This is a genomic window from Actinomycetota bacterium, assembly GCA_030017835.1.
Taxonomy (GTDB): Bacteria; Actinomycetota; Aquicultoria; order UBA3085; family Oleimmundimicrobiaceae; genus Yes70-04.
Window position 1 is genome coordinate 19,202 of the sequence record JASEGU010000002.1, and the last position, 12,367, is coordinate 31,568.

General features: G+C 48.4%; 12 protein-coding genes and 2 pseudogenes (1 of these 14 only partly in view). 2 read left to right on the top strand and 12 right to left on the bottom strand.

The genetic code is table 11. The annotated features are described in order from the left end of the window. From carB to miaB, 8 genes and pseudogenes are all read right to left on the bottom strand, one after another. Positions 1-343, bottom strand: a pseudogene (carB, locus tag QMD53_00950) (carbamoyl-phosphate synthase large subunit); it reaches 2,938 nt to the left of the window's first position. A gap of 19 nt (positions 344-362) precedes the next feature. Then, positions 363-1,493 (bottom strand): glutamine-hydrolyzing carbamoyl-phosphate synthase small subunit, encoded by a 1,131-nt coding sequence (gene carA, locus QMD53_00955; protein ID MDI6799247.1) that lies wholly within the window; start codon positions 1,491-1,493, stop codon positions 363-365. A gap of 32 nt (positions 1,494-1,525) precedes the next feature. After that, positions 1,526-2,797, bottom strand: coding sequence for a dihydroorotase (locus tag QMD53_00960; GenBank protein MDI6799248.1), 1,272 nt, complete (start codon positions 2,795-2,797; stop codon positions 1,526-1,528). After that, complete coding sequence (locus QMD53_00965) at positions 2,790-3,716, bottom strand: aspartate carbamoyltransferase catalytic subunit (protein ID MDI6799249.1); 927 nt, start codon at positions 3,714-3,716, stop codon at positions 2,790-2,792. The genes QMD53_00960 and QMD53_00965 overlap by 8 nt, the downstream gene beginning before the upstream one ends. Before the next feature lies 1 nt (position 3,717). After that, on the bottom strand, positions 3,718-4,287 hold the full coding sequence (pyrR, locus tag QMD53_00970; protein MDI6799250.1) for a bifunctional pyr operon transcriptional regulator/uracil phosphoribosyltransferase PyrR: 570 nt from the start codon (positions 4,285-4,287) through the stop codon (positions 3,718-3,720). Positions 4,288-4,722: 435 nt separating this feature from the next. Then, positions 4,723-5,016 (bottom strand): acylphosphatase, encoded by a 294-nt coding sequence (locus QMD53_00975; GenBank protein ID MDI6799251.1) that lies wholly within the window; start codon positions 5,014-5,016, stop codon positions 4,723-4,725. Next, on the bottom strand, positions 5,013-6,365 hold the full coding sequence (gene amrA / locus QMD53_00980) for an AmmeMemoRadiSam system protein A (protein MDI6799252.1): 1,353 nt from the start codon (positions 6,363-6,365) through the stop codon (positions 5,013-5,015). Before amrA ends, QMD53_00975 begins: the two co-directional genes overlap by 4 nt. Positions 6,366-6,373: 8 nt before the next feature. Next, entirely contained in the window at positions 6,374-7,705 is a 1,332-nt protein-coding gene (miaB, locus tag QMD53_00985; GenBank protein ID MDI6799253.1) for a tRNA (N6-isopentenyl adenosine(37)-C2)-methylthiotransferase MiaB, read from the bottom strand. A gap of 113 nt (positions 7,706-7,818) precedes the next feature. On the opposite strand from miaB, the gene QMD53_00990 reads away from it, so the two are divergent. Continuing rightward, the gene (locus tag QMD53_00990; protein MDI6799254.1) at positions 7,819-8,865 is read left to right on the top strand and encodes a polyprenyl synthetase family protein; all 1,047 of its coding nucleotides are present in this window, start codon (positions 7,819-7,821) and stop codon (positions 8,863-8,865) included. Here QMD53_00990 and QMD53_00995 read toward each other — a convergent pair. Both QMD53_00995 and QMD53_01000 read right to left on the bottom strand, forming a co-directional pair. Then, positions 8,862-9,164 (bottom strand): lycopene cyclase domain-containing protein, encoded by a 303-nt coding sequence (locus QMD53_00995; GenBank protein MDI6799255.1) that lies wholly within the window; start codon positions 9,162-9,164, stop codon positions 8,862-8,864. The genes QMD53_00990 and QMD53_00995 overlap by 4 nt on opposite strands. Continuing rightward, positions 9,161-9,409, bottom strand: coding sequence for a lycopene cyclase domain-containing protein (locus QMD53_01000; GenBank protein MDI6799256.1), 249 nt, complete (start codon positions 9,407-9,409; stop codon positions 9,161-9,163). The genes QMD53_00995 and QMD53_01000 overlap by 4 nt, the downstream gene beginning before the upstream one ends. Before the next feature lie 154 nt (positions 9,410-9,563). On the opposite strand from QMD53_01000, the gene QMD53_01005 reads away from it, so the two are divergent. Beyond that, positions 9,564-10,403 (top strand): phytoene/squalene synthase family protein, encoded by an 840-nt coding sequence (locus QMD53_01005; GenBank protein MDI6799257.1) that lies wholly within the window; start codon positions 9,564-9,566, stop codon positions 10,401-10,403. Positions 10,404-10,407: 4 nt separating this feature from the next. Here the strand turns inward: QMD53_01005 and crtI are convergent. Continuing rightward, positions 10,408-11,349, bottom strand: a pseudogene (gene crtI / locus QMD53_01010) (phytoene desaturase family protein). A gap of 208 nt (positions 11,350-11,557) precedes the next feature. After that, the gene (locus tag QMD53_01015) at positions 11,558-12,367 is read right to left on the bottom strand and encodes a ZIP family metal transporter (protein ID MDI6799258.1); all 810 of its coding nucleotides are present in this window, start codon (positions 12,365-12,367) and stop codon (positions 11,558-11,560) included.

The window sequence follows — 12,367 nt, forward strand, 5'->3', positions numbered from 1 at the left end:
GTTCGACTCCGTACTTATGAAGCACGCCGCTCTCAGCTAAGGCCACGGCGGTGTTCAGGCCGGTCTGACCACCAATGGTGGGAAGCAAAGCATCCGGTCGCTCTTTTGCGATTATCTTCTCGATGATAGCAGGGGTTATCGGCTCAATATATGTCTTATCCGCAAATTCTGGATCCGTCATGATGGTCGCCGGGTTGGAGTTGATCAGGACCACCTCGTATCCCTCCTCCTTTAGTGCCCGGCAAGCCTGAGCTCCGGAGTAATCAAATTCACAGGCTTGGCCGATTATAATGGGGCCCGAGCCTATTATGAGCACTTTTTTTATGTCATCTCTCTTCGCCATTAAACCCCTCTGGATGTTATCAAGTTTTTTGTCTCTTAAATTCTCTCATCTCTTTCATGAAATCATCAAAGAGGTATTTTGAGTCATGGGGACCAGGAGCAGCTTCGGGATGATACTGAACGGAAAAGGCATGGGCTCCATTGCACCTTATGCCCTCAACCGTCTGATCGTTCAGATTTATGTGAGTTATCTCAACCGGTCCATGGGAGCTGGTTGATCCATCTCCCCCTTTGCTAAAACTATCTTTATCGACCACAAATCCGTGATTCTGTGAGGTAATCTCAACGCGTCCGGTTTCAAGGAATTTCACCGGGTGATTCCCCCCCCGGTGACCGAACTTCAACTTAAAAGTATCTCCGCCGAGCGCTAAGGATAGAAGTTGGTGGCCGAGGCAGATCCCGAAAATTGGCCTCTTGCCTATCAATGATTTTAGAGTCTCTATCGCATAAGTAACTCCCTTGGGGTCGCCCGGCCCATTAGAAAGGAAGATGCCGTCATATGAACCCCTTAAAACCTCATCGCTGGTGGTGGTCGGAGGAAGGACGTCGACCGAACAGCCAGCCTGGACCAAGTAATCCAGAATGCTCCTTTTCATTCCAAAATCTATGGCGGCAACCTTAAAGAGTGAATCGACGCCCTCATGATAGGTATACCTATTCTTTGTGGCTACATTTTTGATCAGATCTTTTCCCACGAAACTTGGGTGGGCCTTGACCATTTCGGTCAATTCTTTTAAATCAGACGATTCGGTTGATATAACACCGCGCATGGCCCCAGCGCTTCTGATGTGTCTTGTCAGTGCCCGGGTGTCGACACCCTCGATACCTACGACACCGAATCGAGTTAAAAAATCTTGGAGTGAAGCAGTCGCCCGCCAGTTGCTGTAATATTTGGAATACTCACGAACGATGAGCCCTCCGGTCGACGGTTTCGGCGACTCCATGTCTTCGTCGTTTATTCCGTAATTTCCAATCAGGGGATAGGTCATGGTTATGAGTTGCCCGAAATATGACGGGTCGGTCAATATCTCTTGATACCCCATCATGCTCGTGTTGAAGACAACTTCGCCGAAGGCTTCTCCCGGATAGCCAAACGAGCTTCCGAAAAAATGCTTGCCATCCTCTAAGACCAGAATTGCTCTACTTTTCATATGAGACCCTCTTTAAAAACTCCGGATAAAAGTCACACTATCTCTCTCCCGCCGATAATGACTTTTATGATTTTGCCATTTAATGACCAGCCGGCGAAAGGAGTATTTCTGCTCTTAGATATGAACTTATGTGGCTCAACCTTCACCTTAGCCCTAGGGTCAAAAATTACTACATCGGCATCGGCCGATATCGATAGGCTGCCTTTATCGATCGATAGGATCCGCGCCGGAGCGCTGGCCATCTTCTCTATCAGCTCGGCCATCGTAAGAATCCCTTCACCCACTATCTTCGTCACCATCAAGGGCAGCGTGGTCTCTAGGCCGACAAGTCCAAAGGGAGCGTTTTCGAATTCGACTTCTTTTTCGTAATCCGCATGGGGAGCGTGGTCGCTTGCAATGGCGTCAATGGTGCCGTCTGTCAAACCTTCTTTTAGTGCTTCAAGATCGGCTCCCGACCTTAAGGGCGGATTGACTTTAAAGTTTGGATCATAACCCTTCATGTCCTCATCGCTCAAAATCAGGTGGTGCGGAGTGACGTCGCAGGTGACCTTAGCGCCGTCGGCTTTGGCTCGTCTTATGAGTTCAACCGAACCTCGGGTCGAGATATGTGTAAAGTGAATATTGGCCGCCGCCTCCCTTGCCAAGATGATATCCCTTGCGACCATCACCTCTTCGGAGAGACTTGGGATCCCTTTTAAACCCAGGCGAGTCGAGACTATACCTTCGTTGATTTGACCGCCAAGAGATAAGGATGAGTCCTCCGGGTGGACTATGAGAAGCGCATTAAGCATCTTGGCGTATTGCAGAGCCCTTCGCATCACCGAAGCTTCCTTCACTGAACGACCATCGTCGCTAAAGGCTACAGCCCCGGCTTCTAGGAGGAGGGCCATATCCGACAGTTCGACGCCTTCAAGTGATTTTGTGATTGCGGCAACTGGAAGTACGTTTGAAAAACAGGCCTCTCTTGCCTTTGAGAGTATCGCTTGGGTTACCGTTGGAGAGTCATTTACTGGAGCCGTGTTGGGCATGCATGCAATGGAGGTGAAGCCGGAAAAAGCAGCCGCCTTGGAGCCAGTCTCAATCGTCTCTTCATCTTCTCTGCCCGGCTCCCTTAGATGAACGTGCATATCGATAAGGCCGGGAAGAACCACGAGCCCCTTTGCGTCGATGACTCTTGCCTGACCTTGGCTAATGCCTTTTTTGAGGTCAGATATCTTGCCCTCTTTGACCAGTAGATCCAATTCCTCATCTATACCGTTAGCGGAGTCTATCACATGGCCGCCCTTGATCAGTGTTTCAGACAAGCATCTCTCCTCCCCCCAAAGCGTAATAGAGAACAGCCATTCTGACGGCCACACCATTTGAGACTTGACTCCAGACAGTGCTTAGGCGCTCATTAAGCGCGTCCAAGGATATCTCGACGCCGGCGTTCATGGGGCCGGGATGCATTATCACGGCCCCCTTCTTCATCGAGCTAACCCTTCTCTGATCCAAGGCGAACATTTTTGAATACTCCTTGATTGAGGGCATGAGGGCGAAGGTCTCTCTCTCTCTCTCGCTCTGGATTCTTAGCATATAGACTACGTCTAAACCCGCAATCATCGAGTCGAAATCGTGGCTTACCGTGACTCCGAGTTCTTCGATTCTTGGAGGCATCATGATCGAGGGACCAATTGCTACCACATCTGCACCCATCATCTTGAAGGCAAGGATGTTGGATCTAGCAACCCGGCTGTGAGCGATATCTCCGACAATGCCGACCTTGAGGCCAGAAAGGGAGCCAAATTTTTTCTTTAGTGTATAAAGATCAATGAGAGCTTGGGTCGGATGTTCATGGGCGCCGTCTCCAGCGTTGATGATGGCGGGCGTAATCTTTCCCGCAAAAAGCTCGGCCGATCCGGCAAGCGGATGCCGGATAACAATGGCGTCAGCCCCCAAAGCTTCTATCGTCTTGGCCGTGTCAATCAGCGACTCGCCCTTAGCCAAGCTGCTGGACTTGGCAGTCATATTTATCACATCTGCGCTGAGTCGTTTTGCGGCAAGTTCGAACGAGGTCCTGGTGCGTGTGCTCGGTTCCACAAAAAAGTTTATCACGGTCCTACCTCTGAGGACGGGAACCTTTTTGATCTCCCTGGTAATTACCTCTTTGAAAGATTCGCTAAGCATAAGGATCTTCTCTATTCCATCCCTATCGAATTGAGCTATGCTGAGAACATCTTTCAACCTATTTTTCCACCTCTTCTTCTGGATGGCCCTCGCCCCTTATCTCGACTGAGTCGACACCGTCCTCTTCTAAGAGGTTGACCCAGACCCGTTCCCGTCTAGATGTTGGGATATTCTTGCCAACGAAATCAGCCTTTATTGGAAGTTCCCTATGGCCGCGATCAACCAGAATAACTAGCTGTATGCTCGTTGGTCTACCAAAATCCATGATCGCATCCATGGCCGAGCGGACCGTCCGGCCGGTATATAAGACATCATCTACCAATATGATATTTATGTTGGAGGCATCAAAAGCAATCTCGGTTTTATTCGCTTTGCTTAGCGAGAGATTTGCGGCCACATCGTCTCTATAGAAGGTCACATCCAGAGTGCCGTAAAGGACCGCTCCCCCCTCAATCGACTCTATCTTCTTTGCCAGCCTCTTGGCCAGATGAACGCCGCGTTTGCGTATGCCGACTAGAGCTATCTCCTTGGCTCCGCGATTCTTCTCGACGATCTCATGGGCGATCCGCTTAAGTGACCTCTCGATCGCCTCTGCGTCCATTATCAGCTTCTTCTCGATATCATTCACAATGGCTCCCTGTTGGCATAAAAAAACACCTAAGCTACGCGCTTTAGGCGTCTTGGTTCAAATATTGATCTTTTGACCATCTCGATCTTCTCCTTACCGACTTCACTGAGTCGATTTAAAGGTTTATTAATATTAGCAAGCCGCTCCTTTAATGTCAATAAAGTGTAAGCGTCCATAACATATTGGACTTTTGGGCTGGTATAAAGTTGTTAACATAATAAGCGAGTGGGGAGAGCTTGATCCCATGGTCCCTTTCCAGGATGACCGCCAGCCTGTATTTGCTCCAAGCGGGATAGGAAGACGATCCCTTCCAGCCTTTTCTGATGAGGAAGCCTGGTTGTATGGACCGACAAAGAAGTAGCTGTTGACCCCTTCATGGACACCTCCTTTGTTATTCCTCCATATTATATCGAGGTGTCCACCATGTGTCTGAACCTAGGCATAAACGATCCTGAAGCCTTCCTCCATCCTAGCTTCCTCCATCCATTCTATGGAGACTTGATCGACTCGAGCCTGTTTGGGTCCCTTTCTGGCCCAGGCTATAACGGTTTCGACGTCTGGACGCTCTCCTTGCAATATCGCTTCAACCGAACCATCAGAGGCGTTCTTCACCCAACCTCTAAGACCGCTCGCCTTTGCCACCTCGGCTAGAGAAGCTCTGAAGAAGACCCCTTGGACTTTGCCAAAAACCTTAATCTTAGCCTGTAAATTTGAGGACTTGCCGTTCACCTCGGATATCTCTCTACGGTAAACGATAGCAATTCAAACTGGTCATCCTCCGATATATTCCCCTTCGATTTTGCGATCAAAATCTGTTTTTCTACCGTATCGACGCCTTCCAAGTCAGGCAAGAGGAGCCCCCTCCTCTTGCCTGACACAATAACGATCCCAAAGATCTTGGGATCGAGTTCATTTATATCTTTAACCGGGAGCGGCTCGGTCAAGATATCGACCGAATACTCAAGCCCGTATAGATCGGTCTCCTTTACGGACAGAAACCTCGGATCACCGGTTGCAGCCAAGATGGCATTCTCGATTATCTCCTCGGCCACGTTTCGTTTGGTTGCAAGAAACGTCCCCATGCACCCCCTGAGGCCGCCCTCCTGCTTGATGCAGACGAAAACGCCAGCCTGCTTGGTCATAAGGGAATCACCATCAGCAAGCTCAGCCCCTATAATCCAGCCTTCTTTTATGTATGTCTCTACCGCCCGTTTGGCCAGGTCTTTCGGATTGGATCGCCGGCCGGCCTTATCTAAAGGACCCTCACTTTCAAGCGGGGTCAAGGAGGCTACCAGATATCCGACGCCAAACGGCCCTTCGTATGAAAGAAAGTGGGATTTGAATAAGAGACCGCTGAAGACTCCCGCCAGGACCGCAAAGGATCTTAGTCCGCACTCGCCGGCCGCTTCAATCAAATCATCATCCAAACTCAACAACCCCTCAATATCTCCAGAGGCCACCAAGTCTCTTACTTTAAGGTCAAATTCCTTGCCCCTGGGATCGAATGATGCTGGGGCGCCGGGGATCAACCTGTGTGAGAGATCTCCGCTGGCGATGAAGGCGATCCGTTTATCTGGATCATGACAGACGTCGGCTATCACCTTGCCGAGGTCGAAATGGGAATCGAGGTCACCGTCGGATATCGAGAGAGAAACGATGGGAAGATCTTCTGAGCCTGCCAAAAAGTGGAGGGGAACCATGACGCCGTGATCTAGCAGCCCTAAGTGAGAATAACCCGCGTCCTCCAAAGAGTAGAGACCTATTCCCAGCCCTTTGGCTCTGGCGATGATGGACGTGGCAAGGGAAGTGTCGTTGTTTACCTTAAAAGAGATATCGGGGTAGCCGAAATCCGCAAACGAGCCCTTCAGCACCTTATCCGTCTTGATGGCAAAGGCATTATGGATAATTGGGCTATGTGGTGAAACGAAGAGAAGCGTGTCGGGTTTGGCATCAGCCACATCCTTTGCCAGCTCCTTCATGGCCTTCTCCGTATTTCTGACATGCCTTAAATTGCCCTTGCCTATTTCGGGCAGGAGCAGTGGCGGATGGGGTACTATGGCTCCGATGACGACTGGCATATCTCATCTCACCTTGTCTCGATGACCCTTCCCTTTAGCGACCACGATCTCGCTTCTTCAATCTTTACACGGGTGAATTGATTTATCAAGTCACTTGGGCCAGGGAAATTGACGACCCTATTGCAAGCTGTCCTCCCGGTCAGGATCGCTCCATCTTTCTTGCTAAATCCATCGACCAGAACCTCGAAGCTGTCACCGACCATCATTTCGTTTAGTTGTAACCCCATGTCATTCTGAAGATTAAGCAGCCTGTTGAAACGATCCAATACCACCTCATCGGTAGAATTTACCTCCATATCAAAAGCTTTGGTCCCCTTGCGAGGCGAATAGATAAATGTGAAGGCATTACCAAATCTAGCCCTCTCAACGAGTTCCAAAGTCTCAAGAAAGTCATCCTCGCCCTCGCCAGGAAAACCGACCATTATGTCGGTGGTTATATTGCAGCCTGGAAGATTGGAATTGATGCTCTCGATTATCTTTAGGTAATCGCCCCGCAGATATCTCCTTCCCATCATCATTAAAATTCTGTCTGAGCCGGATTGTAGGGGGAGGTGGATGTGCTTGCAGATCTTCTTCGAGCCACTCATCGCCTTGATTATGTGGTCATCGAAGTCTTTAGGGTGGGAGGTGGTAAACCTTATCCTTCTTATGCCGCTTATGACGTCCAATCTCTCTAAAAGCTCGTGAAATCGGGGCCCGTCATACAAGTCGCTTCCATAGGAGTTGACATTCTGGCCGAGGAGGGTTATCTCAAGTACCCCCTCCTCGGCCAGCCGTTTTACTTCTGAAATGATCTCATCCATCGGCCGGCTGATTTCAGGCCCCCTAACATAAGGGACTATGCAGTAAGTGCAGAAATTATTACAACCGGTCGAGATGGTAACCCAAGATTTTTTCTGATTTTCGCGATCGGTCGCAAGAACATCGCTCTGAGCAGATGAGACATCCGTCTTAGCCAGACCTTGGCCGAGATGTTCGACTTCGCTTAAGAGGCTCAGAATATCCATATAATTACCTGTGCCAAAGACCAGATCCACGTGATCAAATTTTGATAAGATACGCTCACCCTCGCTTTGGGCTAAACACCCGCCTATGGCGATTTTAAGCCCCGGACGAGACTCTTTGAGCATCTTTAGGGTTTGGACTTGACCATAGAATTTATTTTCGGCATTCTCCCTTACGCAACAGGTATTATAGATGATGAGGTCCGCATGGGAGGGTCTATTGGTTCTGGTGAATCCGCTTAAGCTTAAGATGGTCGATATCTTCTCGGAATCATGTAGATTCATCTGGCAACCGAAAGTTTTAATGTAAAATGTCTTATATCCCTTGTTGATCAAAGAGGTCCTATTCTGGCTCAAACTCCGCTCCCATTTTTGTAGTAGATTATATCCTAAAAATTTTGGCCCAAAAGTCCTTTGTGCTTAAACCTGATAAATGCTAAGATTTTTCCATGATCGAGCAGACGAAGCGCCGAATCGACCTAGAAATATCCTCCTTTATCGAATACATCGATGAAAAGTACGATCTTAAAAACCTTTCTCCTCTGATGTTTGAGAGCATACGCGAATACCTCTTAAGAGAAGGAAAGAGGGTACGACCTCTCCTCTTCATCTTTGCTCATATGGGCTATTCAACCAGACAAGATGAGCCTAAAAATCTATTTAGGGCAGCAATATCCACCGAGCTCCTCCACGACTTTCTCCTCGTTCATGACGATATAGTCGATCGCTCCGACACCAGACGCGGGCTTCCATCCATGCACAAAATGCTGGGAAAAGAGATCGAGGGGCATCCTTTCGTAAGTTTTAGTGGAGAAGATTTGGCCATAATCATCGGCGATGTAATCTACTCCATGGCCCTCGAGGCTTTCCTCTCGGTTGAGGAAGAGCCAGAGCGAAAAGAGGCAGCCTTCTTAAAGTTCATAGAGTCGGCCTTCTATACCGGTTGTGGAGAGTTTATAGAGATCTTGACCGGCTCAAAGAAGCTCCTCGAGATATCTAAGGAGCTCATATATAAAATCTATGACTACAAAACAGCTCACTACACATTCGTCTCCCCGCTTCTGGCTGGAGCTATGCTTGCCGGCGCCCAGGGCGAGGATCTGGCCCATTTGAAGCAATTTGGCATCTCGCTCGGCCGGGCCTTTCAGATCAATGATGACATCTTGGGCGTCTTTGGGGATGAGAAGTCTACCGGCAAATCATCCTTGACCGATCTTACCGAGAAGAAGAAGACCCTGCTCCTCTGGCATGCTTATGAGAATGCCGGGGCCGAAGCGAAAAGAGACATTCAGCACATACTTTCAAAAGATCTGGTCACCAAGACAGATCTGGATAAAGCAAGGAAGATAATGACCGAAGCCGGCTCCCTGGGATATGCTAAGTCCGAGATTTTAGCCCTTTCTGAGCGGGCTGCCTTCTCCCTCAAATCTACCACCATGAAAGATGAATATAAGGCCGAGATCGCCACCCTAATGAAGATGATTTTAGGAGCTTAGCCTATCCCCCCCTTCCTGTCCTTGAAAAATTCGAAAAAATTTATCGCACAGAGTGTCATGCTGAAGCCGAATAAGAAATCCTCTATCGGAATCCTTCCAAGCCTTACCCCCATAAAGAACTTGGGATCATACATCACTATGTAACTGGTCAAATAGCCGTTTAAGATGAGCATGAAGACGAATAGGATCAGGAGGAGCAAGTGAAATTCGCCCTTCTTGATGAGTTTGGCCCCGAATTTGAGATCGAGGTAAGACGATAGAACGACCGAAAGGATGGCAAGGATGGTATATTCTTTCACCCTCCCCTCCTCGCCTTTATAAAGTTTATCGCTTCCCAAGTAAATATCGAACAAAAGGGAACGACTACAAAAAAGAGCACCTCTTCAAAGGGCAAGTTTATCAGTCTTAAGCTCCAGACGAAATCCGGCTCGAACCCCCAGTGCCCCCTTGCCGTCGCAAGGATATCCCAGAGACCGAATATTAAGATCGTCATTAGGGTGGATTTTGCCAGAGCCTTTCGGCTTCTGTAGAATTTTAGGGGGATAGAAGCTTAGGATGAGTGGTATTATTATGGTCAATATCAAAACCAGCATATACTTAGACATAACAAAATTCTATCTTTTTTGTTGGCCGGTTTCAATCGAGGCCATAAACGGGAGACCACTATGACCGATCATTTGCCAAGAGCTGGCTATAATATGGCTAAGGCTATTACCAAGGAACACGCAAAGACCTTCTACTTCGCCTCACTTTTTCTAGACAAACCAAAAAGAAGGGCCGCTTATAGCGTCTATGCTTTCTGCCGCCTGGTCGATGATGCGGTCGATGAGAGTCAAAACGGCGTTGACCGACTGTGTCAAATGGAGTCCTTCCTCGATATGGCTTATGAAAATACGCCCACCTTAGACCCCCTGCTTTGCGCCATCCGAAAAAGCATACTCGACTACAAAATAGACCGTTCCTATTTCGATGACCTTATAAGCGGCGTTAGAATGGACCTTGAAAAGAATAGATTCCTCAACTTTAATGAGATAAGAGATTATTCACACTACGTTGCTGGAGTGATTGGGCTGATAATGCTTCAAATTTTTGGTTTTTCAGATGAAAAAGCTAAAGATTGCGCAGTTGATATGGGAATTGCCATGCAACTGACTAACATACTTAGAGATATCCACGAAGACTTCTTGATGGATAGGATATATCTTCCAAAAGATGAGATGGAGATGTTTGGGCTTACAGAGAGCGACATCAGGGATTCTAAAATGACTCCCAAGATCATCCAGTTTCTTCAGTTTCAGATCGAAAGAGCGAGATCGATCTATGTTGTCTCTGAGAAAGGAGTCTGGCTTATCGACGGCAAAAGATCGAGGTTGGTGGCCCTTGCCATGTCACGGATATACGCTCAAATACTCGGAGCCATAGAAGATAATGATTACAACATCTTCGAAAAAAGAGTCTCCGTCGGATCGGTCAAGAAGTTGATAATTTTGACAAATGTTCTTCGTGAGGTAATGCTGTCATCAAAAAAGCCAAAATAGCCATTTATTTCAAAATTGTGTCCGAGGCTATCCTTAAGGAGGCAATGACGGGCGGAAGTCCCCCACCGGGTTGGGTGCTGGCTCCAACATAATAGATGCCCCTTCTCTTCGAATCGATATTGGCCGGCCGGAAAAAAGCACTCTGCATAAAATTATGAGCAAGACCAAAGGTTGCACCGTACTTGATGTTATAGCGATCTTCAAAATCACTCGGATAAAAACTATGTTCAACTTCTATCAGGCTCTCAATATCGACCCCGCTAATCCGGCCAAGCTGGTCCAACGCTAACCTTCTAATGGTCTCTTTTGACTCTCTAAAGTCTGTTCTGGAAATCTTTAGGTTCGGAACCGGTATTAAAAGGTAATATACGTCTTTCCCCTCCGGCGCAAGCCCCTCATCAGTGACGGTTGGAACGTGAAGATAGAAGGAGAAGTCGTTGCTGGTAATTCCCGATTTAAAAATATTATTCAAATTCTTCTTCAAATCCTTGGCGAAAAAGAGGTTATGATGCTCAAAGCACCCCAGTTTTTTGCTCATGCCAAGATAGATTAGGTATACGGAACAGGAGTATCGATAATCTGGGATCTTATCTCCAAGAAGCTCGGTCTTTGCGTAAGGATAATCGGCATTTATCACCAAACTGTCAAACCTCTCTTCTCCCTCATCAAAAGATATGACTAACTCACCACTAGAGCTCTTGACCGATGAGACTTCACATCCATAGTTGAAGGAGGCGCCAGACTCCCTTGCCAGCCTTTCAAGTGCTTTTGGGACTTCATAGATGCCGCCGATGGGGTGAGAAATCTTTTGAATGTGATCGCTGTAGGTGATTATGCTGTAAAACCCAGGGGTGTTAAAGGGAGAGACGCCCATAAACATCGCCTCGAAGGTGAAGGCGTAGGCAAGTTTATCCGTTTTGAAGTGCCGCTTTGCTAGCTGCCAGTAGCTCTTTCCAACTTTTAGATCGAAGAGGAGATTGAAAAGATCTGATTTTTTAAACGATTTATAGAGTAGCGAGCGGCTCGACTGCCTTGTAGATTTTTTCCGTCTCTAAGATAAAGGCTCGATAGCCAGACGAGCTGCCGTCGCAAGACCCCCAACCCCAGCGCCGACGATTCCGACTCTCTCCACTTGATCCTCCGATCTATAGAAATTATCCGAATGCCACATCGAGTATCATCATGATGATGAATCCGAATAGAAGCCCGATGGTGGCCAGATCTGGATAGCCTCCCGATTGGGCTTCTGGAATAAGCTCTTCGGCAACGACGTATATCATGGCGCCGGCCGCAAAAGATAGCGCGTAAGGCAGAACGGGTCTGGCCAATAGTACCGCAGCCGCCCCGAGTAGCGAGGCAACAGGCTCTACCATCGCAGAGAGCTGTCCATACCAGAAGCTTTTAAGGGCGCTCATACCCTCGCGCCTTAAGGGGGCGGCAACGGCCAAGCCCTCCGGAATGTTCTGTATCCCTATGCCAAGGGCCAAGGCCGTTGCCGCCATCAAGGAAGCAGAACTATCCCCCAGAGCATAGGCGCCGAAGGCGACACCTATGGCCAGCCCTTCCGGTATGTTGTGTATAGTTATGGCCAAGATTAGCAGGGTCGATCTCCGCCAAGAGGTCTCTGGCCCCTCAGACATCTCCATGGGAAAGTTGATGTGGAGGTGGGGTAGTATCTTATCTATCAAGCCGATGAATAGCCCGCCCGTCATGAAACCGACAGTGGCTGGAAGCCAGGCCGGGACGCCTCTGCCTTCACTCATCTCGATGGCCGGAGCAAGAAGTGACCAGTAGCTTGCGGCCAGCATAATTCCGGAGGCCAGACCGAGCATGAAACCAAAAGACCTCTTGCTAAATTCCCTCTTGATGAATATCGCGCTTGCTCCCGCGGCCGTCAAAAACCAAGTGAAGATTCCGGCAAGGAGAGCCTGAGCTAAAGGATTAAGAGTCAAGAAGTAGTTCAA

Coding starts and splice junctions, on each gene's coding strand:
- carA (MDI6799247.1), bottom strand. CDS start 1,493: ATGAAAAGTAGAGCAATTCTGGTCTTAGAGGATGGCAAGCATTTTTTC.
- amrA (MDI6799252.1), bottom strand. CDS start 6,365: ATGCCAGTCGTCATCGGAGCCATAGTACCCCATCCGCCACTGCTCCTG.
- QMD53_00990 (MDI6799254.1), top strand. CDS start 7,819: ATGATCGAGCAGACGAAGCGCCGAATCGACCTAGAAATATCCTCCTTT.
- QMD53_01005 (MDI6799257.1), top strand. CDS start 9,564: ATGGCTAAGGCTATTACCAAGGAACACGCAAAGACCTTCTACTTCGCC.